Source organism: Streptomyces sp. ISL-10, from assembly GCF_018614575.1.
Lineage (GTDB): Bacteria > Actinomycetota > Actinomycetes > Streptomycetales > Streptomycetaceae > Streptomyces.
This window is the reverse complement of the sequence record NZ_JAGGOJ010000017.1, coordinates 44,297-69,465: the sequence shown is the minus strand read 5'-3', so window position 1 is coordinate 69,465 and position 25,169 is coordinate 44,297. Positions and strand designations below refer to the sequence as shown.

Here is a 25,169-nt window from a genome sequence, read left to right as displayed (position 1 = left end):
GGGAAGAGGGACAATGACCCCTTGGGTTGAAAGAATCGTCGGCGCTACGGGGTGGCAGCCGCGCGACATCCAGATTTCCTGGACTGTTGTGGAGGAAGCTCTGGGTGTCGAGCTGCCGGGCGACTTCAAGGAGTTGTGCGCCACCTTCGGCCGTGGAGAGTTCTCCGGATACGTCACCGTGCTGGCTTCCGCCGGAGGCGAGTCCTCAGCGGTGGTCGACAACCTGCGAAGGCTGCACAGCATCTTCGATCGAAGGCCGACCGCCCGCCGGCTCTACGAGCCCTACGGAGTCCATCCTGAAGGCAGGCTGATTCAGTGGGCGGACACGGCTGATGAGGCAGAGTTCTACTGGCTCGTACAGTCGGACAGGCCGGAATCGTGGAAGGTCGTGGCGCGTCGGGATACCGACGAGCCCTGGCACGAACTGGAGATGTCGACATCGGAGTTCCTGTACCGAGTCCTGAAGGACGAGGAATTCGCTCCGTTCGGTATCGCCCGGCAGGTGCCTGAAGCCTCCTTCGAGCCGTTGGAAGAATAGCTGGAAGGGCGGGGGAGCGATCATTTCCCCCGTCCGGCCCGCCGTCCCGATTTCGGTCGGGACGGCGGGCCGCGGCTTTTTCAGTGGACAACCCTCGCGTGATACCTGGACACCTGGACACCCCGTCCGATGACTGGTGGAACCTGAACGGCTTCTTCAGATACGGGGAAAGGGCCTCGGTTCGGCTGGTCCGACCCGGCTTTCTGGCACCGGCTCTAGGGAGAGCTCGGGATCCTGTTTCCCGACGAATTCCGTGAGTTCTGCGACGCGTACGGGCCGGTGCGGATCAACAATCAGGTGCGCACCACACATCCGGGTGTGGCGCACGGAAATCTCGGACAGCTGATCAGGTCGGACATCGAGGCCTGGGCGCACCCGCCGGAGGACATGGCCACCCAGCCGGTGGGTACGGGCCCGGGGGAGCTGTTCCCCTGGGGGTCGGCCGCATCGGGGGAGACCATGTTCCTCCGGGTCCCCAAGGGCGCGTCCGAGGCGTGGTCGGTCTTCGTCCACGAGAGCGACGAAGGGGAGTTCCTGGAGTACGCCATGTCGTTCGGCGACTGGATGCCGGCGTATGTGAGGGGCGAGGACGTGGGCGTCTGCTTGCGCAACTTCGCTCCCGAAGGCCCCTTCTTCCAGTCCATCGGCTGACCCGCCCTCGGCTTACGCAGCTCCGACGGCCCCGTCCTTCAAGGCGCTGACGAACGACGTCCAGGCCGGGGCCGGGACGGTGAGGACCGGGCCGCTCGGGACCTTGGAGTCGCGGACGGGGACGACACCGGTGTGGGCGTCGCACACCTCGACGCAGTCTCCGCCGGTGCCGTTGCTGTAGGTGCTCTTGCGCCACTGGGCGGCGCCAGGGAAAGCCTCGGCGACTTCTACGCAGTTGCCGCCGTCGCCGTTGCTGTAGGTGCTCTTGCGCCAGACGGCGTTTCTCAAGTCATTGCTGCTGCTTGCCATTTCGAACATCCTCAGCCGCTTCTTCGATCAGGGCGAGGGACGCCTCCGGTGGCAGTGCGGCGGCCCTGAGCAGATCGTACGACCTGCGGTACTCCTCCACGAGGGCCGGATCGTCGATGGTGTCCCCGCTGTGCTGCGACTCCAGGTAGACCAACGGCGGGGCGTCGGGGAAGGTCATGACCTTGGCCATGCCCATCATGAGAGGATGCGGCCCGCAGTTCCACGGAAGGATCTGGGGAACGATCCGGCGGCGACGCGCCAGCGCTGCGATGTGCTCCAGTTGTTCGGCTGTCTGCTCCGGAGAGAGGACCGGTTGGCGCAGCAGCACCTCGGACAGGATCGCCCAGTACATCGGGGTCTTGTGGTTGTCCTCGAAGAGGCGGGCCCGTGCCATTCGGGCACTGACCTTTTCCTCCACCTCCCCGTCCAGCGCTAGCGGCATGGCGGCCTGCACCAGGGCGCGTGCGTAAGCGTCGGTCTGGAGCAGGCCAGGGATCAGCGTCGGGCACCATTCCTCGATTGCCTTGGCGTGCTTCTCCGCCTCCAGCACCCGCTCGAAGTAGCTCGCGTGACCCCGCCGCTTCGCCTTCCGCACGTCCTCGCAGCGGCGTTTGAAGAAGCCGTCCGTGCCGAGCACGGTGTCCACGTGCTCGGCCAGTTCCGCCGGCATCCGGCGCGTGCCGCGTTCGATCTCGCTGAGGTGGCTGGGGCCGTAGAAGCTGCCCTCGACCAGTTGCTGGAGGGTCAGGCCCGCCTCCTCCCGTTTCCAGCGCAACTCGCTGCCGTAGAAGGTCGGGACGCCCGCCGAGCCGTCGATGTCCTTGCGCTGCCCCATCGTCCACCCTCCCTGGTGCCGTTTACCGCCCGGTTCCCGGCGTTCCCCGGCCCGTACCAAGTGCTCCCCCCATCGGTGCAGTTCAGAGCCGGGAGCCTGAACACTTTTCAAGCTACGCGTCTGGTGGGCAGTGTGTGAGTGATTCGTCACAGAGCGCACTGGAAGGTTGAACCCCATGCACGACCATCCCGACGCCCAGACCTGCGCCGAGGAGCTGCGGGCCGCCCTCGCCGCACACGGCATCACGCTGCCGTCCCTCGGCGTCGACCTGCCGACCTTCGCCGCCCGCTACCCGAACCGGCCGCTCGTCGCGCTCGGCAACTGCAACGTGCTGACCGCCCGCGCGCTGGTCGCCGCCCTCCGCAAGGGAGCCGCGTGATGCGACCACCCCTGACGCTGGAGCTGCTCGCCACCCCGCAGGCCGTTGCCGGGGTCCGCAGCGCCCTGCGGGCGTACATGGGCGGTCCCTGCGCCGATCTCCAGCTCTGCGCGAGCGAGTTACTGACCAACGTCGTCCGGCACCTTGGCGAGGGAGTACCCGTGACCGTTCGGGTGGGCTGCGAACAGGGCCGTACGCGACTGGAGGTCACCGACCCCGACCCGCGTGCCCTGCCCGTCCTGTGCGAGGCCGCCGCCGACGACGAGACGGGCCGGGGTCTGGCGCTGCTCGACGCGCTGACCCTGCGGTGGGGTGTGGAGCAGGGGCCCGGCGGCAAGACCGTGTGGTGCGAGCTGGCGACGTGGCAGTCAGAAGGCCGGCGCGGCCGACACCCGGGCCGGTCGGGCGGGCGGCAGGGCGACGTGGTTGGCAGGGTTCCGGTAGGAGTACGGGTCGTCGTTGATCCGGACCCCGTCCCCTGCCGTGGTCCTGGTCGCGGTGCCGGAGGCTCCCTGGCCGCCGAGGAGCGCGGCGGCGAGCGCTTCGGGGTCCTCGACACCAATCAGGGCCCGTAGGGCGGAGGTCAGGCGCTCGGCGGCGGCGTCGGGTACGTCGTCGTCGCCCAACGCGGGCGGCAGGAGCAGAAGCCGGGCGTCCGGGTCGGTGGTGGAGCCGCCCGGCAGGCCGTTGTCCGCGGCGGCCACCCGCTCCGGCCAGGACAGGGCAAGCCCCATGGCGTGCGCGTCGGCCACTGAGAGGCGTTCGGCCCGGCCCCAGTCGGGTGGTGCACGGGACAGTCGGATCAGGTCTGCGCTGTTCGCCACGGGCGACATGACGCCACCCGCTGTCAGTGGGAACCCCTAGGCTGCGCCAGCGATCAAGAGGAGGAGGTATCGGGGTGGGCGGCGATGAGTGGTGGCAGACGGGCCCGTATCAGCGCGATCCGGCGGCGGCGTTCCGGCAGGCCCAGGCGGAGGAGTTGGCCAAGGACAGCCACGGTTTCGAGGGCCGGACCATACAGGAGCTCTGGGAGGACAAGGGCTGGATCGAGTACATCCTCACCGGTGGCACCGGCACGGTGCTGGACCAGGCCCACATGGTTGCCGCCACGCATGCCGAAGATCCCACACATGACGAGTGGGGTCCCTTCATGCGGCCGTTGACCGAGGAGGAGATTCGGGCGTGGTGCTCCAGTGGCCGACCCACCTATGCCGAGTGGCACGATGCCTTGACGTCCGATCGGCTGCCGTTCCCCGGTCGCGCCTGTGGGAATTGCACCGTGCTCTACCGCGATGGGCAGCCGGCGCAGATCGGTTACTGGGGCACCACGGCAGACTAGGCCCCGGTCTGTCGGCGTGGGAAGCGGGGCGGTTTGCGTCGATGCGCGAGGAATGGCCGTCGGGGTGATCAGGGCCGGGCGCTGCTGTACAGTCCCCGCCGCCCCGTCGTGACGTAAGGAAAAGGCCCATGCGAACTCGCCCCAGACGCGCCGCCCTGCTCGTCCTCCCGCTCGCGCTCGCGCTGGCCGCCTGCGGTGCGGAGGCGGAGGAGCCGGCCGGGGCAGGGGGCCCGGAGGCGGCGGCGCCGTCGTCCCCGGCGCCCGAGCCGTCCGAGGCGCCCGAGTCCGCGGAGGACTTCCTCGACCTCGCCGAGAAGGCGATGGCGGCGGAGTCCGCCTGGACCTTCTCCGTGACCGGGGAGGAGGGGCTGATGCTCCAGGGGCAGAAGAGCGCCGCGACCTACCGGGGCACCGTCCGGCGCGGCATGGGGACGGCGACGCTGCACTCGCAGGGCGTCAGCACCAGCAGCAAGGGGAAACAGAAGTCCGAGGAGCTGTACGTCATCGGCGACGCGGGCTATCTGAAGGAGGGCGGGGCCGCCTGGAAGGCCGTGTCCCCCGCCGACCCCGAGATGCGGAACAAGGCCGAGGACCCGGTCGCGGTCCTCGACGAGTTCCGGATCTACGCGCAGGCGCCCGGCGGCGACGTGAAGGTGACCGAGGCGGGAGACGGCACGGTCGAACTCCGCGTCGCGAGCGGCAGGCAGAAGCTGAGTGCCGTCCAGGGCAGGGCGTGGGCGAAGAAGGCGAAGCGCGAGTTCGACCCCACAGCCGACCAGCTGCGCGAGGCCGGCGTCCCGGTGCAGGACGCGCAGTTGACCCTCTCCGGCCTGGAGGAGGTGCTCGTCCTGGACGCGAAGACGTACCGCATCGAGAGCCACCGCCTCGACTTCGGCTTCCTGACTCCGTACAACGGGCAGGACATCGCCTTCGAGCAGCGGGTCGGCGAGGAGAACCAGGGCCCGTACGACGGGAAGATCGAGCTCCCGGCGGGCGTGCGCTGACATGGAGATCGTTCCCCTGACCGGCGTGGCCGGTGCGGCCTTCGGGCAGTCACGCGCCTCGGTGCGGGCCGTTCGGGGAGAGCCCGACTCCGCGTTCCGGCGGGCCGCCGACGCGGCCCTGACGGACATGTACGCCGACGAGTCCTACGTCTTCTTCGAGTACGACGACGCCGACCGGCTGCGCGCGATCGAGATCGCCTCGCCCGGCCCCGTCACCGTGCACGGGGAGCGGCTGCTCGGGCGGCCCGAGGACGATGTCGTCCGCGGACTCCGCGTCGCCGGACACGAGGTGGTGGGAACGTACCCCGGCCTCTGACAGCGAGGCCGTCGCCGCCGTGTCCGCAATGTCCCGCACCTGGAAATCAGCCCGAGGTCCCTGTATAAGCTGCCGCCTTGACGTGCGCGGCCCTGCCCCGCCCGCACTGTTCCGACGAGCCAAGGATTTCTTCGTGCTGCGCTCTTCCCGTAGGTATGCGTCCGTGCTGGCCGTGGTCGGTGCCATGACCCTGGTTTCCGCGTGCGGAGATCAGGAGCCGGCCGGCTCCGCCGCATCCATCGCGCCCGGTGCCACCGACAGCGACCACGAGTCGGGGGACGCGTCCGCGTCGCCGGGTCCGTCCGTCTCGGCCTCCGCCTCCGCGTCCCCCTCGCCCTCGGCTTCCGCATCCGCGTCCGCTTCAGCCAAGGCGTCGGGCAGCGCGACCCCCAAGGCGACGGCCGCCGGGACCGGTTCGGGCAGCGGGTCCACGAACGATCGGTCCACCGCGCCTTCGGCGCCGGACTTCCCCGTGCCCGTGAACGTCGGCAACGCCACCCAGGTCATCACCGTCAAGGCCAGCGGCTCGTACGCCACGGTCACCGCCTGGCAGAAGGGCTCCTCCGGCTGGAAGGCGCAGTTCTCCACGAGCGCCGGGCGCGTCGGCTCGAACGGCGTGACCGACGGTGCCACCCGCAAGCAGAGCACGTACACCACCCCCACCGGCACGTACACGATCACCGAGGGCTTCGGGGTGGAGTCCAGTGGCACCGCCATGCCGTACACCAAGGTGAACGACAGCCACTGGTGGGTCCAGGACCCGGAGTCGAAGTTCTACAACCAGATGCACACGGCCGAGGGCGCGGACTTCCCGCTCACCGAGACCGGCGAGCGCGGCAGCGAGCACCTGATCAACTACCCCACGCAGTACGCGAAGGCGCTGGTCATCAACTTCAACCGCTGGCCGGCCGTGCCGGGCCGTGGAGCCGGCATCTTCCTCCACATCAACGGCAAGGGCGCGACGGCGGGCTGTGTGTCGGTGCCGCGCGCGACGATGGACCAGTTCATGGGCTGGGTCAAGCCGTCGGCGAACCCGCGCATCGCGATCGGCTGACGCGTGTCGGACATCTCCTCGCTCCAGGCGCTGCTGCCGCCCGCGTGGTCCGTCCCGGTCGACTGGGAAACCGTCGAGACCTGGCTCGGGGTGCGACTGCCCGCCGACTACAAGACGCTGGCGTCCCACGGACCGCTCGACATCGGGGAGTTCGTCTGGCTGCACGTCCCGTGCGTGCAGGAGGACCGCTTCGACTACGGCTCCTGGCTGCGGGCCACGCACCGTTCCTGCCGCATCGTTGCGAAAGCGGTCCCGTCGCACGAGCCGCCCGTCTTCTGGCCGGATCCGGGCGGGCTGCTCGCGCTGGGGGAGACGCGGTCGACGAGCCGTCTGTTCTGGGACACATCCGTCTCCGCCGACCCCGACGAGTGGCCGGTCGTCGTCTTCGACACGGACGCCGTGTACCAGGCCGCGAGCCCCTGGCACAGCTACGGGATGCCACTCGCGCCGACCCTGGCCGCGCTGCTGCGCGAGGGATTGCCGCTCCCCGGCGGCGGCACGCTCGGGCCGCTGCCGGCGGTCGCGGCGCGGACCGCGTACCTCACGGACGCACAGCCCTGGACGCCGCCGCCCACGCCGCGCGCGGACCCTGAGGCGGACGCACGCCGCCGGGCCGCCCTCACGGAGGGCAGCGGCCTGGACGCGCTGCGGACGCTGCTGCCGCCGCCCCCGGAGCCGTATCTCGGCGATGCCGACTGGGAGTGGGTGTACGAGCAGTTGGGCACCCGCCTGCCGGCGGAGTACGTGACGCTCATGGAGACGTACGGCGGCGGCGAACTGCTGCACTGGCTGCGGCTCTCCCCGCCGCTCGACACCGGGCGGTACGGACTCGTGGGCGAGCAGTGGTACCGGGACGCCTACCGCGAGCTGCGGGCGGACTTCCCCGAGTACCAACCCCTGCCGGTGTGGCCGGAGAAGGGCGGCTTCCTGCCGTTCGCGTCGACCATCGACGGCGACCAGATCTGCTGGCTCACGGAGGGCGAGGACCCGGACGCCTGGCCGCTGATCGTGATTCCCCGGCACGCCGACCAGGGCGGTCCGCTGCCCATGGGGCTGACCGGCACGCTGCTGGAGTGGCTGCGTGGACGGTTCCGGTGGGAGGGCTTCCCGGGGTACGACGCGGACGACGACCCGCTGGACTTCATCGGATTCGATCCCTACAGCCCCGACTCCGCGGAGACGCAGGAGGGGTGAGGGAGGTCGGCGGCCCCGGCGGCCCGGCGAGCGCGGTCAGCCGCCGAGCCAGTCGCCGGGTATCGCCACGCTGACGGCGTCGAGCGCCTCCTTCGTACGGCCCCGGGCCATCAGGCACGCCCCGGCGTCGCCGAGTTGCGCGCCCGCCCAGAGGGTCGCAAAGCCCCGCGGACGAACTACCCGCCACGCGCCCGGCCTCCGCGGCCGCCGTCTGCGACGGGGCCCGGTCGAACTCGTGTGTCATGCGGCGACCCTGTTGTCGGGTCGGGCAGGACCGCTGCGAGCATCCGGAACACGGGGCGGAGCCGTGGTGGGCGGGCGCCGGGCCCCGCCTTGCGTATCGAATCCATTACGGATCGAGAGCGCCGCTCATCCGGTTGCGCGGCCCGGGCAGGGGCGAAAAGAAGGACGACCGGGGCCGCCACCCCCCACAGGAGAGGCCCCGGTCGTCGCTTCGGACGGGGTCGCAGTGGTACCCCGTACCTCTCTCAGCGCCGTGCGTGCGGTTTCTGTCACACCGCGCTGCATTGTTAGGTTGTTGCCGCCTGTACTAGGCATGGACGTGCACCCGGACGACGACGTAGCGTGCTGGTTCGCGCAGGGTGGCGCGGCAGTGGTGACCAGCTGCAATTCAGACAGGTTGAGGTAGTGCTGGGGGACGACGCGGAGTTGACCGCCGCGGTGCTCGCGGCTCAGGACGGGGACGAAGACGCCTTCCGGACTGTGTACCGCGCTGTGCATCCGCGGTTGATCGGCTATGTACGCACGCTCGTCGGTGAGAGTGACGCCGAGGACGTCGCGTCCGAGGCGTGGCTGCAGATCGCGCGCGATCTCGACCGCTTCAGCGGTGACGCCGACCGGTTCCGGGGCTGGGCCGCCCGTATCGCCCGCAATCGTGCGCTGGACCACATCCGGATGCGCGGCCGCCGGCCCGCCGTCGGCGGTGACGAGACCGAGCTGACGGGCAAGCCCGCCGAGTCCGACACGGCGGACGAGGCCATGGAGTCCATCACCACCAACAGCACCATGGCGCTGATCGCGCAGCTGCCGCAGGACCAGGCCGAGGCCGTCGTCCTGAGGGTCGTCGTAGGGCTCGACGCGAAGAGCGCCGCGCAGACGCTCGGCAAGCGCCCCGGCGCCGTACGCACCGCGGCGCATCGCGGGCTGAAGCGGCTCGCCGAACTGCTGTACGAGGGCGGCCACACGGGCGAAGCCGGGTCGAAGCCGCAGATGAGCGATGGTCACCCGGCCGGTACGACGGAGGAAGGACCCGCTCCGGATCTCGACGGAGTCCCCCCGCAGCGCGGCCGCCGGCCCGGCGCCACCGCGCCCGCCGGTGTGACGCATTCCCGCTCGCGGACGCAGAAGGACATGTGATGGCCGACGAGCGGTACGAGTGGCTTGACAGGGACGCGGCGGAGAAGCTGCTGCGTGGAGAGCCTGTCGAAGCCGCCGACGAACACGCCCGTACGCAGGCCGCACGGCTCTTCGAGGTCCTGGACGGCGTCACCGCCGATCCCGGATATCGCTACGACGACGGCGAGCTGCCCGGTGAGGCGGCCGCCATGGCCGCGTTCCGCAAGGCCAGGGCCGATGCGGCGGCGCCCGCGGGCGGCGTGCTCGGCACGGTAGGCGTGACCCGCCCCGCCGTGCCGGTCCGCGGGCTGCGCTTCGGCCGCCCCATGCGCTTCGGGATCGCCGCCGCGGTGGCCGCCTGTGCGCTCGGCGGGGTGGCGGTCGCGGCCGGCACCGGCGTCCTGCCCACCCCTTTCAGCGGCGACGAGCACCCGCTGCCCGCGTCCTCGGTTTCGGCGGCCGAGACACCCGGCCCGATGACGTCGAGCAGCCCGGGGGCGGACGGCGCCTCCACGCCCCCCGGCGCCGCTACGCCCCCGGTGCCGCCTTCGGCCGGCGGCGACCCCTCTGCCTCGGCCTCGGGTCAGGACGGCACGGCGACCCCCGGCGGTTCGGGAGCGGGCGACGGCGGGCTGGCGACGCCCGGCGCGGGCGACGTGGAGCGGAACGCCGAGCTGCGTCGCAAGGCCGTCGAGTCGTGCCGGGACTACCGCAACGGCACGATCGCCCCGGAGCGCAAGAAGAGCCTTGAGGAGCAGGCGAACGGTGCCGAGCGCGTGCAGCGGTTCTGCGACCGGCTGCTCGACGGCGAGGACGGCGGCGGCAGGGGCGAGGGCGGCGGCGACAAGAAGGACGACGGCTCCGGTGACGGAGACGGCAAGGGCGACGCCGACCGCGACGCGGACGTCGGGGGGACCAGCGGCGCCGACTCCGGCGACCTGGCCCCTCTCCCGCCCATCTCCTTCACGCTCGTCCCGCAGGACCCGGCGCCGACGCCGACGGCATCCGGCACGGCCTCCGCGAGCCCGGCCATTTACCTCTCCTGAGCTGCTGTTTTCCTTCCTGGCGCACGCGGTGTGACGTTTTTTCGCCGCGTGGCGCAGTAAGAAGTGAGCCGACTGGTCATCGGCCGCGCGAAGAGCCGGGGTTCCCCCCGTACCTACGGCTCAGCGCACATGGCGCGGGCGGGACACGTTCCCCCGGTCCCGCCCGCGCCCTCTCTTCCTCTTCCAGGTTCCGCGAAGCCCGAGCCCGCTCATTGCGGGCCCGTGGCTTGTCGCAGGCCCGCCGCTCACCAGTAGATGACGACCTTGTCGCCCGTGCGCACCTGGTCGAAGAGCGCCGCGATCTTTCCCTTGTCCCGGACGTTGACGCAGCCGTGCGAGGCGCCGTTGTAGCCGCGGGCCGCGAAGTCGGACGAGTAGTGGACCGCCTGGCCGCCGCTGAAGAACATCGCGTACGGCATGGGCGTGTGGTAGATCGTCGACACGTGGTGCCGGGACTTCCAGCCCACGCCGAACGCGCCCTCGCGGGTCGGCGTGTACTGCGAGCCGAAGCGGACGTCCATCGTGGAGTGGACCTTGCCGTCGATCATCCAGGACAGGGTCCGGGTGGTCTTGCTGATGCACATCACCCGGCCCGTCATACAGCGCGGGTCCAGCTTCGCCTTCGGCTTCTCGACCTCCTTGCCGTCCAGCTCGGCGCGGGTCGGCTTCGTCGTCATGCCGAGCAGCTTCTGCCAGGTCACCTCGTCGGTGCTGCCGGTGGAGGGCAGGCCGCGCTTGCCCTGGAAGCCCTTGACCGCCGTGGTGGTGACCGGGCCGTACGTCCCGGTGGGCCTGTCGTCGAACCAGCCGATCTGCGCCAGCCTGGCCTGGAGCTCGCGCACCTGCTCCCCCTTGGCGCCGGGCGCCATGAGGATCTTCGGCGCGGGCACGGAAGCGCTGGGCGACGGAGACGGCTTCTCGGACGGCGCGGCCGTCTCCGAGGCCGACGGCGTGACGGTGGTGGGTGCCGCACTCGGCTTGGCGTCGTCCTTCGGCGCCGTGACGGCGGCCTGTGCCGTGCAGCCCGCCGTCACCACGGCCACGGCCATCGCGGCCGCCGCTGCCAGCGTTCTGACCGCAACGCCTTGTCTGACCGCAACGTCTTTCCTGAGCATGATCGCCCCCCTGAGCATGATCGCCTCTTTTGTCCTTGTGCCTGGTGAGACAGATACCTCCGCCGCCCGGTTGCGCGATCTCGCGCATCATGGGGGTAACAGTTGGGGGACGGCGACGAGTGCGAGCACCTGTGAGCAAGGTCCCAGCGTGCGGCCCTCCACCCGTCGCACGCTCGCCGCTACAGTCCGTCGCAAGGGTCGTTACCAGCCAGTAGCTTCAGCGGGAGGCACAGAGATATGGCGCGCGAGTCCGAGTCGGGACTGCCCATCGAGCCGGTGTACGGACCGGCGGACCTGGCGGGCTGGGATCCGGCCGAGAAGCTGGGCGAGCCCGGGGCCTACCCCTTCACGCGCGGCGTGTACCCGACGATGTACACCGGCCGGCCCTGGACCATGCGCCAGTACGCGGGCTTCGGCACGGCGGTCGAGTCCAACGCCCGCTACAAGGAGCTCATCGCCCACGGCACGATGGGCCTGTCCGTCGCCTTCGACCTGCCGACCCAGATGGGCCACGACTCCGACGCGCCCATCGCGCACGGCGAGGTCGGCAAGGTCGGCGTCGCCATCGACTCGATCGACGACATGCGTGTGCTGTTCGGCGGGATCCCGCTGGACAAGGTCTCCACGTCGATGACCATCAACGCCCCCGCCGCCCTGCTGCTCCTCCTCTACCAACTGGTCGGCGAGGAGCAGGGCGTCCCGGCCGACAAGCTGACCGGCACGATCCAGAACGACGTGCTGAAGGAGTACATCGCCCGGGGCACGTACATCTTCCCGCCCAAGCCGTCCCTGCGGCTGATCGCGGACATCTTCAAGTACTGCAAGGCCGAGATCCCGAAGTGGAACACCATCTCGATCTCCGGCTACCACATGGCGGAAGCCGGTGCCTCGCCCGCGCAGGAGATCGCGTTCACCCTCGCCGACGGCATCGAGTACGTCCGTACCGCCGTCGCCGCCGGCATGGACGTGGACGACTTCGCTCCCCGCCTGTCGTTCTTCTTCGTCGCGCGGACGACGATCCTCGAAGAGGTCGCCAAGTTCCGCGCCGCACGGCGCATCTGGGCGCGGGTGATGAAGGAGGAGTTCGGCGCGAAGAACCCCAAATCGCTGATGCTGCGCTTCCACACGCAGACGGCCGGAGTGCAGCTCACCGCCCAGCAGCCGGAGGTGAACCTGGTCCGCGTCGCCGTGCAGGGCCTCGCGGCGGTCCTCGGCGGCACCCAGTCGCTGCACACCAACTCCTTCGACGAGGCCATCGCCCTCCCGACGGACAAGAGCGCCCGCCTCGCGCTGCGTACCCAGCAGGTCCTCGCGTACGAGACGGACGTGACCGCCACCGTCGACCCGTTCGCCGGCTCCTACGTGGTCGAGAAGATGACGGACGACGTCGAAGCGGCGGCGGTGGCCCTCATGCGGCGCGTCGAGGACATGGGCGGCGCGGTCAACGCCATCGAGCGCGGCTTCCAGAAGAACGAGATCGAGCGCAGCGCCTACCGCATCGCGCAGGAGACCGACTCGGGCGAGCGCGTCGTCGTCGGCGTCAACCGCTTCACGCTCGACGCCGAGGAACCCTACGAGCCGCTGCGCGTCGACCCGGCGATCGAGGCCCAGCAGGCGGAGCGGCTCGCCAGGCTGCGCGCCGAGCGCGACCAGGGCGCGGTGGACGAGGCGCTCGCCGCGCTGAAGAAGGCCGCCGAGGGCACGGACAACGTGCTCTACCCGATGAAGGACGCGCTCAGGGCGCGCGCCACGGTCGGCGAGGTGTGCAACGCGCTGCGGGAGGTGTGGGGCACGTATGTGCCCACAGACGCCTTCTGATCTTCCGGCATGCGAAACCCCGAGGCGGAGTGTCGCACCCTCGTGCGACACTCCGCTTCATGCTGGGTGTGACCGATCTTCCGACCTATCTCGCGGGCCTCGTCCTGATCATTCTGCTGCCGGGACCGAACTCGCTGTACGTGCTGTCCGTCGCCGCCCGCAAGGGCACCCGCACGGGCTACCGGGCGGCCGCCGGCGTCTTCACGGGGGACGCGATCCTGATGACGCTGGCCGCGCTGGGCGCGGCCTCGCTGCTCCAGACCACCCCGCTGCTGTTCACGATCGTCAAGTACGCGGGCGCGGGCTATCTGGCCTGGATGGCCGTCGGTATGCTCCGGGCGGCCTGGGCGATGTGGCGCGCCCGCGGCCGGACACCGGCCCACGGCACCGAGCCCGCGCCCACGACGGGACCGCCGGAGAAGCCGTACCGCCGCGCCCTGATCATCAGCCTGGTCAACCCGAAGGCGATCCTGTTCCTGATTTCCTTCTTCGTGCAGTTCGTGGACCCGTCGTACGCGTACCCGGCCGTTTCCTTCCTGGTCCTCGGCGCCCTGCTCCAGCTCAGCAGCTTCCTGTACCTGACGACCCTGATATTCGGCGGTTCGCGGCTCGCCGCGGCCTTCCGTCGCCGCAAGCGGCTCTCGGCCGGTGCGACGTCCGCGGCGGGCGCGCTGTTCCTCGGCTTCGCGGTGAAGCTGTCGCTCAGCAGCCCGTGACCCGGGCGAGGTACGCGGACAGCCCGGTCGCGTCCTCACCCACCCAGCCACGTAGCCGTCGGGTCGTACGAGGAACAGGCCCTCGCCGTATGCCTCGTACGGGCCGATCCGGTGGACCCGCACCGCGGCGGGCAGGGCGGACGGCGGCTCGGCGTCGGTGCCGACCGCGAGCCGCGTGAAGTGCGGGCCGCGCAGCAGGCCCGGTCGCCGGCCTCCAGCGCGCCCGCCGAGCCCGGCGAGCGGCCCCCCGGCGGTAACCGAGACCGAGTTGACGGGCCTTGTGGGCTTCGCCCCCGGGACCCCAGGACAGGCTGAAAAGCCGGCGTCGCCGGCGCTTTGGGGGCGGGGTTCGGTGGGGTCCCCTACGCCCGCCGGGCGTAGGGGGACCGGAGCCCGGCCCTCAGGTCAGGGCGCGCTTCAGGCGGCGCGCACGGCGCACCACGCGGCGGACCGCCGCGTGGCGCGGGACCGGGAGGCCGCCCGGGAGGCCCAGGACCGTCAGGCGGCGGCGCTTGAAGTAGCGTGCCGTCGACGCGTCGAGCGCCGTGCTCAGGAACCGTTCCGCCGCCGGGCGCAGGTCCGGCCTGATCTGCGGCTGCATCGCGAAGCCCACCGAGCTCAGCAGACCCGTGAGCCGTTCATCCGCCTCGGCCGGAGCGCCGGCGGCGCCCTTCGCCAGGTCGGGCACGAGCGCGTCGACGACGGTCAGCGGCACCCGGTTGCTGTTCTGGTACGGAGTGAGCCGGTCCAGCAGCGGCTCCGTGCCCAGCCGGGCGACGGGAATGCCGAAGAACGTCGCCGCCGTGAACAGCGCCGTCGAGAAGCAGCCCACGACCAGCCGGGGCCGCAGCTGCCGGTAGAGCACCTCGGCGAGCAGCGGACGGTCCACGACGGTCAGTTCGACGCCCAGCGCCTCCGCCTCGCGCTCCAGCGTCCGCGTCCAGGACGCCGGTGCCGTCGGGTGCGGTTTGAACACCACGTTCCGATGGCCCACGTCGACAGCGCCCTTGAGCATGCGCAGGTGCTGCGCCTCTTCCTCAGCGGGCGTGATGATGCCGAGCGCCGCCAGGTACTGGCCCAGCAGGAGGGCCGGTCCCTCGCCGACACCGGGGACGGCGTCCGGGACGACGTCCGACAGCTCCGCGACGATCTTGACGAACGCCTCGGTCGGCACGAGCCGCGGCTCGGCGCCGTACTCGGCCAGCAGCAGCGGCTCGAGTCCCGGCACCAGGTCCAGGTGGAACAGACGCCGTACCCGCTCGCCGACCAGCGGGTCGATCTTGTTGCGGGTGGGGCCGTAGCTCATCAGACCGTCCGCGTACACGTCGAGCGCGGCGTCCGGGAAGAGCTGCGCGATCGCCAGCGCGGGCGCGACCTGGATCGACTCGACCGCCAGCTCGACGCGGTCGTCCCCGAGGTCCCACAGCTGCCGCAGGTACCTCTCCCACAGGGGAATGTCGTCCTGGCGCGGCGACCAGCCGCCGGGGTGGAAGGGGGAGATGGCCTCGTTCCACGACAGCACTCCGTCGAAGCGGCCGCGCAGCCGCTCGAAGCCGGGCATCTCGTCCAGGGACGGCGTGGTCTCGGGCGTGGTCGCGTTGTTCGCGACGAGCAGCAGCCGCCGGTCGGCGGGGGTGAAGCAGCCGCTGTCGATCGCGGCGGCCACCGTCGCCGCTCCGTACAGCGAGGAGGCGTAGAAGATCTGGGTTGTGGGCATCAGGCCGCCGCCTCCACGGTGAGGGGGGCGGGGCGGCGGCGCACCCGGCGAAGCCGGGAGGCGCGTTCGATGTCCATGGAGTCGAGCGCCTCGTTGAGAACGTCCTGCGGCATACGCTTCAGGGCGGCGGCGCTCATGGCGCGCAATTTCCTTGCCACGGCGGGCTCGAACCTTTCGATCGATCCCAAGTGGTGGGAAATGACGGCACAGTATGTACGGACTGCTTTGGGAAGAAGGCGGTCGGCCTCCGGATCATTCGCCGTTTCATCGAGCACCTGGTCGAATGCCTTGATGAAATCGAGCTGCCGGATGTCACCGATCTGCGTCAGTGAGGAGGCGATTCCCCGCCGGTAGAAGATTCCGAGCCGGCTGATCGTCGCGAATGTCTCAGCCTCGCGGTGCAGCCGCCAGATCCACGGCCGGTCCTCCGCCGTGCGCAGTCCGTGCGTGAAATGCAGCAGTCCCCGGTCGACGAGCCTGCGGTGGTACATCCCGGCCCAGGCGTAGGGGTAGTCGACGCCGGTGGAGCGGTCGGCGGGCAGAATCCAGTCGCGCGGTCGCAGCACCTCGCCGCGCGGGCCCACGGGTGCCCGGTGCACCTTGCGTTCGCGGCCCGTGCACTGCACATGATCCGTGCGGACGAAGTCGACGCCGAGGCCCTCATGGGCGGCGAGCAGTGCCTCGAAGTGCCCGGGCGCCAGCCAGTCGTCGCCGTCGAGGAAGGTGACGTACTCCCCGCGCGCGGCGTCCAGACCGGTGTTGCGGGCGGTGGCGAGCCCGCCGTTCTGCTCATGTCTGATGAGGACCGCGCCCAAAACCGAGCGCTCCGCCCGCTCGAGGATCTCCGGAGTGCCGTCCGTCGAACAGTCGTCGACGAGAAGGAACTCGAAGTCCTCGCGGGCGTTCGCCTGCAGGCTCTTGAGTGTGTCCGGGGCGTATGTCTGCACGTTGTAGAACGGCACGATGACGGAGAGCTTGACCACCCGCGCGACGCTAGGCCGCCGCGCGGCATTCGTCTCGACCGCCGGAGGGATGGAAGGTGAACGCAGGGCGTCGACTTTGTTAACCAGCCCGTTTCCCGCGTGGTCGCCCCGTCCGTAGGCGCTCTGTTAACCCGTTGTTGCAGTCGAGTTGGGCCGTGAAACGAAATGCCTTTCTAGCGTCCTCGACGTGCCAACTCGCAACAGTGAGGCCGTACGCGTAGCCGTACTCGCCGACTCCGACACCCGGTGGAAATGGGGTGCGCTCACCGCGCGCCGTATCGCCCCGAGCACCTCCGTGGAGCTGAACGGCTTTCTGCTGCGTGGCCGGGCCACCCCGACGCCCCGCCAGCTCGCCGAGGTGGGCGTGCGCGCCGATGCGATGCGCGAGGTGACGGGAAGCGAATTCCTGGGGGCGGTCGAGGAGGGCTCGTACGACATCGTCGTCCTCGCGCTGGTCGGCGGCGGTGTGCAGGCCGTGCTGCACGGCCTCGCCGCGCTGCGGCTGCCGCGCCGGCCTGTCGTCGTCACCGGCTACGTCGGCGTCGTCTACGAGAAGCTCGCCGACGGGCTGCTGCTGCGCCACGGCGCCGATGTCGTCCTCGCCAACTCCCGCCACGACGCGGAGCGTTTCCGCGCCGTGTACGAGGGTGTGGGCGCCGACGCCTCGGCCGTCACGGAGGCCGCGCTGCCCTTCCTCGGCGGCGACCCGTACCGGCCGGAGGAGGGCCGCGACACCGTCGTCTTCGCCGCCCAGCCCTCCGTGCCCGACAGCCGCGCCGACCGTACGTACCTGCTGCGCCGCCTCGTCGAGCACGCCCGGCTGCACCCGGGACGGGAGGTCCTGCTCAAGCTCCGGTCCAAGCCGGGGGAGCACACCACGCACCTGGAGGAACTGCCCTACCAGAAGCTGGCGGAAAGGCTGCCCGGCGGACTGCCGCCCAACTTCCGCCTGGTGTACGGGAACATGGGCGAGGTCCTGGACCGCACCGACCTGCTGGTCACCGTCTCCTCGACCGCCGCCCTCGAATCGCTGCACCGGCGCATCCCCACCGCGATCCTCAGCGACCTCGGGGTGCGCGAGGTGCTCGGCAACCACCACTTCCTCGGCTCGGGCCTGCTCACCTCCTTCGACCAGCTCGACGGCGGCCACCGCCCGGTGCCCGACGCCGCCTGGCTGGCCCGTCAGGGAGTCGCCGCCGACGGCTCCTACGAGAGCGCCTTCGATTCGGCCCGCGCGCGGGTGGCTGAGCTGCTGCTCGTCCCCGAGCCCGCGCCGATCGCGCCGTACTACACGCCGAGCACGGCGCCCGGCTACCTGCCGAAACTCCTCGCCCGCCACCACCTCGCCCCCGACGGCACGCCCCTGGCCGGCACCGCCCCGAAGGCGGAGGTCACCGGCCTGCGCCGGGTGGTGCGCGATGCGGTCCGCGAGGTCGCGCGCGGCGCCTACCGCCACGGCGTCCAGCGCGTGGCGCCTGTCATCCGGCGGATGGGGGAGCTGTGACCCCCGCCGACGCCGCCCGCCCGACACCGCACCGTCCGACACCGCACCGTCCGGCGCCCTGCCTGACCGGCCGTCCGGTGCTCGGCCGGAGTGGATCGGGGCCGAACCGTACGCGCCCCGCGCACAGCCCAGTACCCGGCACGGGTGGATCGGGGCCGAACCCCACGTGGCCCGCGCACCGCCTGACCGGCCGTCCGGTGCTCAGCCGGGGCGGATCGGGGCGGAACCGTACGCGCCCCGCGCACCGCCTGACCCGCCGTCCGGCGACCGGCCCGGCCGGATCCGGGACGAACCGCACCCGCACTGCTCAGGAGCCCCGATGACCGTTCTCGCCGTGATCCCCGCCCGGGGCGGATCGAAGGGCGTCCCGGCCAAGAATCTGGCGCACGTCGCCGGTGTGCCGCTCGTCGCCCGCGCCGTGCGCGCCTGCCTCGACGCACCGCTGATCACACACGTCGCCGTCTCCACCGACGACGCCGACATCGCCGCCGCCGCGCGCGGCGCGGGCGCCGAGGTCGTGCTGCGGCCCGCCGCCATCGCCGGTGACACCGCCACCAGCGAGTCCGCCGTCCTGCACGCCATGGACGCGCACGAGGCCGTGCACGGCGAGCTCGTCGACGTGGTCCTGCTCGTGCAGTGCACCAGCCCGTTCGTCACCCGCGAGGACGTCGAGGGCGTCGCCCGCGCGGTCGTCGAGGACGGCGCTGACAGCGCGGTCACCGTCGCCCCCTTCCACGGCTTCGTGTGGCGCGAGAGCGAGGAGGCCGACGCGGCGGGTCCCTCGGCGGAACAGGCCGTCGCCTCCACCGCCGTCCTCGTCGAGGCCACCACGGCCACCGGCTCCGGCTACGGCGTCAACCACGACGCGTCCTTCCGGCCCCGCCGTCAGGACCGCCCGCAGGACTTTTTGGAGACCGGCGCCGCGTACGCGATGAACGCGGCCGGTTTCCGCGAGGCAGGACACCGGTTCTTCGGCCGCACCGCGCTGGTGCGCACCGACCCCGCCCGTGTCCTGGAGGTCGACGACCCGCACGACCTGGCCCGCGCCCGTGCGCTCGCGCCGCTGCTGGACGCCGCCGCGCTGCCCGCCCGCGGCGACGTCGACGCGGTCGTCCTGGACTTCGACGGGACCCAGACCGACGACCGGGTCCTCATCGACGCGGACGGCCGCGAGATCGTCGCCGTCCATCGCGGGGACGGCCTGGGCGTCGCCCACCTGCGCAAGGCGGGACTGGAACTGCTGATCCTGTCCACCGAGCAGAACCCGGTCGTCGCCGCCCGCGCCCGCAAGCTCCAGGTCCCCGTCCTGCACGGCATCGACCGCAAGGACATCGCCCTCAAGCAGTGGTGCGAGGAGCGGGGGATCGCGCCCGAGCGCGTGCTCTACGTCGGCAACGACGTCAATGACCTCCCGTGCTTCCACCTCGTCGGCTGGCCCGTGGCCGTCGCGAGCGCGCACGACTCCGTACGGGCCGCCGCGCGTGTCGTCACTGCCACGCCCGGAGGCGAGGGCGCGATCCGCGAGATCGCCGCCTGGCTCCTCGGCGCGCACCTCCACACCCCTGAAACCACCCCCCTGTCCCCCGAGAAGTAAGGAATTACCCCCCATGAGCACCACCCGCCTGCGCACCCTCGGCAGCAAGATCGCCGGCCCCGGTCACCCCGTCTACGTCACCGGTGAGATCGGCATCAACCACAACGGTGACGTGGAGAACGCGTTCAAGCTGATCGACGCGGCCGCCGACGCGGGCTGCGACGCGGTCAAGTTCCAGAAGCGCACGCCGGAGATCTGCACGCCGCGCGACCAGTGGGACATCGAGCGCGACACCCCCTGGGGCCGTATGACGTACATCGACTACCGCCACCGGGTCGAGTTCGGCGAGGACGAGTACCGCGCGATCGACGAGCACTGCAAGAAGCGCGGCATCGACTGGTTCGCCTCCCCGTGGGACACGGAGGCCGTCGCCTTCCTGGAGAAGTTCGACGTCCCGGCGCACAAGGTCGCCTCCGCCTCCCTCACCGACGACGAGCTGCTGCGCGCCCTGCGCGCCACCGGCCGCACGATCATCCTGTCGACGGGCATGTCCACCCCGAAGCAGATCCGCCACGCGGTCGAGGTCCTGGGCAGCGACAACATCCTGCTCTGCCACGCCACGTCGACGTATCCGGCGAAGGCGGAGGAGCTGAACCTGCGCGTCATCAACACGCTGCAGGCCGAGTACCCGAACGTGCCGATCGGCTACTCCGGCCACGAGACCGGTCTGCAGACCACGCTCGCCGCCGTCGCCCTGGGCGCTGCCTTCATCGAGCGCCACATCACCCTCGACCGCGCCATGTGGGGCTCCGACCAGGCCGCCTCCGTGGAGCCGCAGGGCCTCACCCGCCTCGTCCGCGACATCCGCGTCGTGCAGGAGGCGCTCGGCGACGGCGTCAAGAAGGTGTACGAGAGCGAGCTCGGGCCGATGAAGAAGCTGCGCCGCGTCGCGGGCGTCGTGGCCGAGGCGGACGACCGTGAGCCGGCCGCGGTCTGACACGCCGCCCCCCGCCCGCGGCCCGATCCGCCGCCGCCCCGGTCCACGGGCGGCCCGGGCCGCCGCGGGGCGGCGCGCGACGCCTGCGGCCGCCGTGTCGAGCGCTGCGGAGACCGTCTGCTGGCGGCGACCGGCTGCGCCTGGGGCGTGGCGCGCGATGGCCTCGGCTGCCGTTGCCTGTGCTGCGGAAGCCGTCCGTCTCCGGCGATGGCTGGTGGTGGGGGTATGGCGGGCAACGCTTCCGGCTGCTGTCGTGGCTGCTGGGGAAGCCGCCTACTGGCGGCGACCGGCTATGCCTGGGGCGTGCCGCGTGACGGCTCCGGCCGCCGTGTCGAGCGCTGCGGAGACCGTCTGCGGGAGGCCACCGGCTACGCCCGGGGCGGACCGCGCGACAGTCCCGGCAGCCGCAGCCCGCGCTGCGGAAACCGCCCCTCGGCGGCGACCCGCAACATTCCCGCCGTGGCGCGCGACGCCTCCCGCCGCCGCAGCCCGCGCTGCGGAAACCGCCCACCGGCGGCGACGGTCGACGCCCCTGGCCGTCGCCGGGGGCCCGGCCGAGGCGGCCGGCCGACGCGGTCACCGCCGCGCCCCAGCCGGTGACGGCCCAGGCGCCCACCCCGGTGGTGCCTCCGCTCACCGAGAGTCCCCATGGAAACCGCCCACCGGGCGGCGACCCGCAACGGCCCGGGTGACATCCGGGATCACGAGGTGAAACCAGTGAATCTCGCGTTCGTCGAGAGCCCGGTCCAGCTCCTTAACGTGCTGGAGTGGGCCCATGTCCGGCCGGGCACCGCCCGGTCCGGACAGAGCCCGGCCGCCGATCTCACCGTGGTCGTTCTGTCGCCCACCGATCCCATGTCGCGGGGCCAGCTGCGCCGTATGGCGGAGCTGGCCCGCGGCGAGGGGTTCAGCGTCCGCTGGCAGGAGGCGCGCGGTGGGGCCGGGGCGCCCCTGCGGACCATTCGCGAGCTCGGCCCCGTCCTGCGCAGGGCCGAGCGGATCGTGATAGGCGACCCGTTCTCCCGTTACGTACAGCTGCTGCTCACCCTCGTCGGCGGCAAGGACCTGACCGTGGTGGACGACGGCACGGCGACCATGGAGTTCGTCGCGCAGGTGGCCCGCGGGGAGCAGCTGGTGCGCTGGCACCGGCGCGGTGGCCGGCGCGGTCCGCGGGAGCTGGTGCTCGCGCCGGTCACCTTCATGGCGCGGCGCAGGCTGACTCCGTCCCGGGCCCGCACCGTCGAGGTCTTCACCTCGATGCCCGTGGAGCCGCCCCCGGGGATCACGGTCCGGTCGAACGACTTCGTCTGGACGCGGGAGCGCTTCGGGCCGCCGACGATCACCCGGGGGGCCGACATGGTCGGCACCTCGCTCGTGGAGACGGGCGTGGTGGACCTGGAGCAGTACCTGGACGCGGTGGCGTCGCTCGCCCGGGCACACGGTGCCACCCGCTACTTCGCCCACCGCCGGGAGAGCTCCGACAAGCTGCGCCGGCTCGCCGTCGAGACGGGTCTGGAGGTGGTCCGCCCCGATCTGCCGTTGGAGCTGATCGCCCGCAGGGGCCCGATAGGGTCAACGGTGCTGAGTTTTCCTTCGACGGTCGTCCACACCCTTCCCCTGGCCCTGGCGGGTACGGGGATCAAGGTGGCGGTCTGCGACATCGCGCCGGAGTGGCTGAGGGAGAGCGCATCGCCGCGCGCCCAAGGGTTCCTGGCCGTCGTCACGGGCACGGCCCGGGGGGTGCACCGGCTGGCTGCGCCCGCTTGAAGGGGTGCGCCCGGGACCGTGGACACCGGTAAACCTGACAAAGTAGGCGAGTGAGTTTACCCACTACGACAATCGACTATGCGCCTCGGACCAGGTTTTCTTCCCCTATGAGGCTGATCTTTTGTTGATCGCACGGCAGTTGAGGCGTTGAGGGGCATACCCTTCACTGGGTGAACCAGTTGATGTCCCGCGAGTCCGAAGAAGCCGAACAGCCCGGCGCAGACGCAGCGTCCCCCACGGGTGAGCTGCCGGGCGACGCCGCACTGCCCGGCAGGCTCACCGAGCCGCTGCGTACGGAGCTGATCGCCTTCCGGCGCGACCTCCATATGCACCCCGAGCTGGGGAACCAGGAGTTCCGCACCACCGCGGCGATCAAGGACCGCCTTGAGCGGGCCGGTCTGAAGCCGCGGGTCCTGGCCATGGGCACCGGGCTCATCTGCGACATCGGCGCCGCCCCCGCTCCCGGGCGGCCGCTGTTGGCGATCCGCGCCGACATCGACGCCCTCCCGATCCCCGACACCAAGAGCGGCGTCCCCTACCGCTCCACCGTGCCCGACCGCGCCCATGCCTGCGGCCACGACGTGCACACCACCACGGTCCTCGGCGCCGGACTGGTGCTCGCCGAGCTCGACCGGCAGGGCCTGCTGCCCCAGCCGGTCCGGCTGCTGTTCCAGCCCGCCGAGGAAGTGCTGCCCGGCGGTGCGGCCGACGCGATCGAGTGCGGTGTCCTCGACGGCGTCGGCAAGATCATCGCGGTCCACTGCGACCCCCGGGTCGACGCGGGCTCCATCGGCCTGCGGGCCGGCCCCATCACCTCGGCCTGCGACCGGATCGAGGTCGCGCTCGACGGCCCCGGCGGCCACACCGCCCGGCCGCATCTGACGACGGACCTGGTCACGGCCGCCGCGAAGCTCGCCATCGAGGTCCCGGCGCTGCTCTCCCGCCGCGTCGACTCGCGCTCCGGTCTCGCCGTCACCTGGGGGCGTATCACGGCCGGTCACGCGCCCAATGTCATCCCCCAGCAGGCCGAGCTGTCCGGCACCGTCCGCTGCCTGGACCTGGCCGGCTGGCGCGCCGCCCCGGATCTGGTGCATGCCGCGATCGACGAGATCGCCACGCTGCACCGGGCCAAGTCGCAGATCGACTACATCCGCGGGGTGCCGCCCGTCGTCAACGACCCGGCCGTCACCGAGCTGCTCCGCGACGCGCACGCCGCGCGGCGCGGATCGTATGCGATCGAGGACACCGAGCAGAGCCTCGGCGGCGAGGACTTCTCCTGGTACCTGGAGCACGTGCCGGGCGCGATGGCACGGCTGGGAGTGCGCGTCCCGGGTGACACCACCCGCCGCGACCTGCACCGTGGGGACTTCGACGTCGACGAGGAGGCGATCACGGCCGGTGTCGAGCTGTTCACCGCCGCGGCGTTGCTGGAGGGGCTCGGCGCACCCTGACGTCACCGCCCGGACCAGGCGTCCTGCGGATGTGCGCCCGACGACACGCCGGGGTGCGGAGGCGAACGGGCCCGCCCCGCCGGGCCGTACCCGATGCATGGCTTGTTCGCGACGATCCGATAACGACTGATGAACGGGTCTTTAACTGACATCTACGCGCGTTACGATCGCGGCGAACCCAGCGCCGGAAGTGGCGCTTTCGGTCAGGTTTTAAGGAGCCCCCCAGTGCGCCGGATCACCAGGATCGCCACCGTGGGCATCGCGTCCGCGGCTCTCGCGCTGTCTGCCACCGCGTGTGGCAGCGACTCGTCGTCCCAGGCAGGTTCGGACGACAAGGGCGGCAAGGCCGCCATCGCCTACGACATCGGTGGCCGCGGCGACCAGTCCTTCAACGATGCCGCGTTCGCCGGTCTGGAGAAGGCCGAGAAGGAACTCGACATCAAGGGCACCGAGCAGGAGCCCAGCGAGGGTGAGGGTGACCCCGACAAGGTCCAGCGCCTCACCGCTCTGGCCCGCGCCGGCAACAACCCGGTGATCGGCGTCGGCTTCGCGTACGCGCCGGCCATCGCCGAGGTCGCCCCGAAGTTCCCGAAGGTCACCTTCGGCCTCATCGACGACACCTCGAAGACCGGCCCGAACATCGCCAACCTCGTCTTCAACGAGGAGCAGGGCTCCTACCTGGCCGGCGTCGCCGCCGCCAAGGTGACCAAGTCCAAGACCGTCGGCTTCATCGGCGGTGTCGAGACCCCGCTGATCAAGAAGTTCGAGGCGGGCTTCGTCCAGGGTGTCAAGGACACCGACAAGAACGTCAACGTCAAGGTCCAGTACCTCACCCAGCCGCCGGACTTCGGAGGCTTCTCCAAGCCCGACCTCGGCAAGGCCGCCGCGCAGGGCCAGCTCGACGCGGGCGCCGACGTGATCTACGCCGCCGCCGGTCTCGCCGGCGCCGGCTCCATCGAGGCGACCGCCAAGGCCGGTAAGTGGGCCATCGGCGTCGACTCCGACCAGTACAACCAGAAGGGTCTGGCCGCCTACAAGGAGCGGATCCTGACCTCGGTGACCAAGAACGTCTCCGGCGCCGTGTTCAACCTGATCAAGTCGGTCCAGGACGGCAAGCCGCAGACCGGTGAGATCCGCTACGGCCTCCAGGACGACGGCGTCGCCCTGGCCCGGTCCAACCCGGCCTTCACCGGGATGACCGACGTCATCGCCGCGGTCGACAAGGCCAAGGCCGACATCACCGCCGGCACGATCAAGGTCAAGACGGCTCCGTAGTCCCCGGGCATCAGCCGGTCGGTCGGACCACGGTCCGGGACTCGCGGCGGCGGACAGCCGCCGCCGCGGGACCCGGACCGAGTCATGGCCATCGGTTTTCGCTCTTCGGCATTGCTACGCGCGTAGAACCCTCCCCGGCGCGATAACTTCGCCCCACCGACCCCTGCCCGCCGAGCTCCGCCTACCCGCCTGCCCGCCAGCAGCTCCCGCCCTGCCCCCGGGCCCCCTTTCCCGCCAAGGAGAGTGCGTCATCAACGCGTCCAGTCAGTCA

25 protein-coding genes and 1 pseudogene are annotated in these 25,169 nt (G+C 71.3%); 19 read left to right on the top strand and 7 right to left on the bottom strand.

The features are described 5' to 3' along the window. Window positions 1-13 precede the first annotated feature (13 nt). Together J7E88_RS21270 and J7E88_RS21265 are read left to right on the top strand one after the other, a co-directional pair. Entirely contained in the window at window positions 14-538 is a 525-nt protein-coding gene (locus J7E88_RS21270; RefSeq protein ID WP_215183437.1) for an SMI1/KNR4 family protein, read from the top strand. A gap of 231 nt (window positions 539-769) precedes the next feature. Beyond that, window positions 770-1,189: an SMI1/KNR4 family protein gene (locus J7E88_RS21265; protein WP_374196307.1), complete on the top strand. Its 420-nt coding sequence runs from the start codon at window positions 770-772 to the stop codon at window positions 1,187-1,189. Between the two features lie 12 nt (window positions 1,190-1,201). Here J7E88_RS21265 and J7E88_RS21260 read toward each other — a convergent pair whose 3' ends face one another. Together J7E88_RS21260 and J7E88_RS21255 are read right to left on the bottom strand one after the other, a co-directional pair. Further along, window positions 1,202-1,498, bottom strand: a complete 297-nt coding sequence (locus J7E88_RS21260) for a DUF397 domain-containing protein (protein ID WP_215183433.1) — start codon at window positions 1,496-1,498, stop codon at window positions 1,202-1,204. Further along, entirely contained in the window at window positions 1,479-2,333 is an 855-nt protein-coding gene (locus J7E88_RS21255; RefSeq protein WP_215183431.1) for a helix-turn-helix transcriptional regulator, read from the bottom strand. The genes J7E88_RS21260 and J7E88_RS21255 overlap by 20 nt, the downstream gene beginning before the upstream one ends. Window positions 2,334-2,508: 175 nt before the next feature. Between J7E88_RS21255 and J7E88_RS21250 the strand changes: the two genes are divergently transcribed. Both J7E88_RS21250 and J7E88_RS37120 read left to right on the top strand, forming a co-directional pair. Further along, window positions 2,509-2,712: a hypothetical protein gene (locus tag J7E88_RS21250; RefSeq protein WP_215183429.1), complete on the top strand. Its 204-nt coding sequence runs from the start codon at window positions 2,509-2,511 to the stop codon at window positions 2,710-2,712. Then, window positions 2,712-2,999 (top strand): annotated as a pseudogene (locus J7E88_RS37120) (ATP-binding protein); the annotation flags it as partial. The gene J7E88_RS21250 and the pseudogene J7E88_RS37120, both read left to right, overlap by 1 nt. An 81-nt stretch (window positions 3,000-3,080) precedes the next feature. Here the strand turns inward: J7E88_RS37120 and J7E88_RS37115 are convergent. Then, window positions 3,081-3,536 (bottom strand): hypothetical protein, encoded by a 456-nt coding sequence (locus J7E88_RS37115; RefSeq protein WP_215183769.1) that lies wholly within the window; start codon window positions 3,534-3,536, stop codon window positions 3,081-3,083. Between the two features lie 74 nt (window positions 3,537-3,610). On the opposite strand from J7E88_RS37115, the gene J7E88_RS21235 reads away from it, so the two are divergent. The 3 genes from J7E88_RS21235 (at window position 3,611) to J7E88_RS21225 (ending at window position 5,371) form a co-directional block, all read left to right on the top strand. Beyond that, the gene (locus tag J7E88_RS21235; protein WP_215183427.1) at window positions 3,611-4,051 is read left to right on the top strand and encodes a hypothetical protein; all 441 of its coding nucleotides are present in this window, start codon (window positions 3,611-3,613) and stop codon (window positions 4,049-4,051) included. Between the two features lie 128 nt (window positions 4,052-4,179). Beyond that, window positions 4,180-5,055, top strand: coding sequence for a hypothetical protein (locus J7E88_RS21230; RefSeq protein WP_215183425.1), 876 nt, complete (start codon window positions 4,180-4,182; stop codon window positions 5,053-5,055). A gap of 1 nt (window position 5,056) precedes the next feature. Beyond that, on the top strand, window positions 5,057-5,371 hold the full coding sequence (locus tag J7E88_RS21225; protein ID WP_215183423.1) for a hypothetical protein: 315 nt from the start codon (window positions 5,057-5,059) through the stop codon (window positions 5,369-5,371). 210 nt (window positions 5,372-5,581) lie between these two features. Here the strand turns inward: J7E88_RS21225 and J7E88_RS37110 are convergent, their stop codons facing one another. Then, window positions 5,582-5,818: a hypothetical protein gene (locus J7E88_RS37110; RefSeq protein ID WP_308307564.1), complete on the bottom strand. Its 237-nt coding sequence runs from the start codon at window positions 5,816-5,818 to the stop codon at window positions 5,582-5,584. A 25-nt stretch (window positions 5,819-5,843) separates the two neighbouring features. Here J7E88_RS37110 and J7E88_RS21220 point away from each other — a divergent pair, with 25 nt between their 5' ends. From J7E88_RS21220 to J7E88_RS21205, 4 genes are all read left to right on the top strand, one after another. Next, window positions 5,844-6,425: a L,D-transpeptidase family protein gene (locus tag J7E88_RS21220; protein ID WP_308307563.1), complete on the top strand. Its 582-nt coding sequence runs from the start codon at window positions 5,844-5,846 to the stop codon at window positions 6,423-6,425. Between the two features lie 3 nt (window positions 6,426-6,428). Then, window positions 6,429-7,619 (top strand): SMI1/KNR4 family protein, encoded by a 1,191-nt coding sequence (locus tag J7E88_RS21215; protein WP_215183421.1) that lies wholly within the window; start codon window positions 6,429-6,431, stop codon window positions 7,617-7,619. Between the two features lie 648 nt (window positions 7,620-8,267). Next, window positions 8,268-8,996: an RNA polymerase sigma factor gene (locus tag J7E88_RS21210; RefSeq protein WP_215183419.1), complete on the top strand. Its 729-nt coding sequence runs from the start codon at window positions 8,268-8,270 to the stop codon at window positions 8,994-8,996. Beyond that, window positions 8,996-10,021: a hypothetical protein gene (locus J7E88_RS21205; protein ID WP_215183417.1), complete on the top strand. Its 1,026-nt coding sequence runs from the start codon at window positions 8,996-8,998 to the stop codon at window positions 10,019-10,021. Before J7E88_RS21210 ends, J7E88_RS21205 begins: the two co-directional genes overlap by 1 nt. Before the next feature lie 245 nt (window positions 10,022-10,266). Here the strand turns inward: J7E88_RS21205 and J7E88_RS21200 are convergent, their stop codons facing one another. Continuing rightward, window positions 10,267-11,136: a L,D-transpeptidase family protein gene (locus J7E88_RS21200; RefSeq protein WP_215183414.1), complete on the bottom strand. Its 870-nt coding sequence runs from the start codon at window positions 11,134-11,136 to the stop codon at window positions 10,267-10,269. A 237-nt stretch (window positions 11,137-11,373) separates the two neighbouring features. Here J7E88_RS21200 and J7E88_RS21195 point away from each other — a divergent pair, with 237 nt between their 5' ends. Together J7E88_RS21195 and leuE are read left to right on the top strand one after the other, a co-directional pair. After that, window positions 11,374-12,954: a methylmalonyl-CoA mutase gene (locus J7E88_RS21195; RefSeq protein WP_215183412.1), complete on the top strand. Its 1,581-nt coding sequence runs from the start codon at window positions 11,374-11,376 to the stop codon at window positions 12,952-12,954. 59 nt (window positions 12,955-13,013) lie between these two features. Continuing rightward, window positions 13,014-13,670 (top strand): leucine efflux protein LeuE, encoded by a 657-nt coding sequence (gene leuE, locus J7E88_RS21190; protein ID WP_215183410.1) that lies wholly within the window; start codon window positions 13,014-13,016, stop codon window positions 13,668-13,670. Window positions 13,671-14,070: 400 nt separating this feature from the next. Here the strand turns inward: leuE and J7E88_RS21185 are convergent, their stop codons facing one another. Beyond that, a complete protein-coding gene (locus tag J7E88_RS21185) occupies window positions 14,071-15,387 on the bottom strand; it encodes an alpha-2,8-polysialyltransferase family protein (RefSeq protein WP_215183407.1) in 1,317 nt (438 codons plus the stop codon). After that, window positions 15,387-16,370 (bottom strand): glycosyltransferase family 2 protein, encoded by a 984-nt coding sequence (locus J7E88_RS21180; RefSeq protein ID WP_215183405.1) that lies wholly within the window; start codon window positions 16,368-16,370, stop codon window positions 15,387-15,389. Before J7E88_RS21180 ends, J7E88_RS21185 begins: the two co-directional genes overlap by 1 nt. 187 nt (window positions 16,371-16,557) lie before the next feature. Between J7E88_RS21180 and J7E88_RS21175 the strand changes: the two genes are divergently transcribed. From J7E88_RS21175 to J7E88_RS21150, 6 genes are all read left to right on the top strand, one after another. Beyond that, window positions 16,558-17,874, top strand: coding sequence for a DUF6716 putative glycosyltransferase (locus tag J7E88_RS21175; protein WP_215183403.1), 1,317 nt, complete (start codon window positions 16,558-16,560; stop codon window positions 17,872-17,874). A 319-nt stretch (window positions 17,875-18,193) separates the two neighbouring features. Then, a complete protein-coding gene (locus J7E88_RS21170; protein WP_215183401.1) occupies window positions 18,194-19,468 on the top strand; it encodes an acylneuraminate cytidylyltransferase in 1,275 nt (424 codons plus the stop codon). A 13-nt stretch (window positions 19,469-19,481) separates the two neighbouring features. Then, window positions 19,482-20,405 (top strand): N-acetylneuraminate synthase family protein, encoded by a 924-nt coding sequence (locus J7E88_RS21165; protein ID WP_215183399.1) that lies wholly within the window; start codon window positions 19,482-19,484, stop codon window positions 20,403-20,405. A gap of 717 nt (window positions 20,406-21,122) precedes the next feature. Then, window positions 21,123-22,172: a hypothetical protein gene (locus J7E88_RS21160; RefSeq protein ID WP_215183397.1), complete on the top strand. Its 1,050-nt coding sequence runs from the start codon at window positions 21,123-21,125 to the stop codon at window positions 22,170-22,172. Window positions 22,173-22,354: 182 nt separating this feature from the next. After that, window positions 22,355-23,623 (top strand): amidohydrolase, encoded by a 1,269-nt coding sequence (locus J7E88_RS21155; RefSeq protein ID WP_215183736.1) that lies wholly within the window; start codon window positions 22,355-22,357, stop codon window positions 23,621-23,623. Between the two features lie 225 nt (window positions 23,624-23,848). Continuing rightward, entirely contained in the window at window positions 23,849-24,898 is a 1,050-nt protein-coding gene (locus tag J7E88_RS21150; protein WP_215183395.1) for a BMP family protein, read from the top strand. Window positions 24,899-25,169 lie beyond the last annotated feature (271 nt).

What these genes read in the sequence shown, in the direction of transcription:
- leuE (WP_215183410.1), top strand. Translation starts at nt 13,014, where the DNA reads ATGCTGGGTGTGACCGATCTTCCGACCTATCTCGCGGGCCTCGTCCTG.
- J7E88_RS21255 (WP_215183431.1), bottom strand. Translation starts at nt 2,333, where the DNA reads ATGGGGCAGCGCAAGGACATCGACGGCTCGGCGGGCGTCCCGACCTTC.
- J7E88_RS21155 (WP_215183736.1), top strand. Translation starts at nt 22,355, where the DNA reads ATGTCCCGCGAGTCCGAAGAAGCCGAACAGCCCGGCGCAGACGCAGCG.
- J7E88_RS21200 (WP_215183414.1), bottom strand. Translation starts at nt 11,136, where the DNA reads ATGCTCAGGAAAGACGTTGCGGTCAGACAAGGCGTTGCGGTCAGAACG.
- J7E88_RS21170 (WP_215183401.1), top strand. Translation starts at nt 18,194, where the DNA reads ATGACCGTTCTCGCCGTGATCCCCGCCCGGGGCGGATCGAAGGGCGTC.
- J7E88_RS21185 (WP_215183407.1), bottom strand. Translation starts at nt 15,387, where the DNA reads ATGCCCACAACCCAGATCTTCTACGCCTCCTCGCTGTACGGAGCGGCG.
- J7E88_RS21230 (WP_215183425.1), top strand. Translation starts at nt 4,180, where the DNA reads ATGCGAACTCGCCCCAGACGCGCCGCCCTGCTCGTCCTCCCGCTCGCG.
- J7E88_RS21250 (WP_215183429.1), top strand. Translation starts at nt 2,509, where the DNA reads ATGCACGACCATCCCGACGCCCAGACCTGCGCCGAGGAGCTGCGGGCC.
- J7E88_RS21165 (WP_215183399.1), top strand. Translation starts at nt 19,482, where the DNA reads ATGAGCACCACCCGCCTGCGCACCCTCGGCAGCAAGATCGCCGGCCCC.
- J7E88_RS21205 (WP_215183417.1), top strand. Translation starts at nt 8,996, where the DNA reads ATGGCCGACGAGCGGTACGAGTGGCTTGACAGGGACGCGGCGGAGAAG.
- J7E88_RS21260 (WP_215183433.1), bottom strand. Translation starts at nt 1,498, where the DNA reads ATGGCAAGCAGCAGCAATGACTTGAGAAACGCCGTCTGGCGCAAGAGC.
- J7E88_RS21195 (WP_215183412.1), top strand. Translation starts at nt 11,374, where the DNA reads ATGGCGCGCGAGTCCGAGTCGGGACTGCCCATCGAGCCGGTGTACGGA.
- J7E88_RS21225 (WP_215183423.1), top strand. Translation starts at nt 5,057, where the DNA reads ATGGAGATCGTTCCCCTGACCGGCGTGGCCGGTGCGGCCTTCGGGCAG.
- J7E88_RS21270 (WP_215183437.1), top strand. Translation starts at nt 14, where the DNA reads ATGACCCCTTGGGTTGAAAGAATCGTCGGCGCTACGGGGTGGCAGCCG.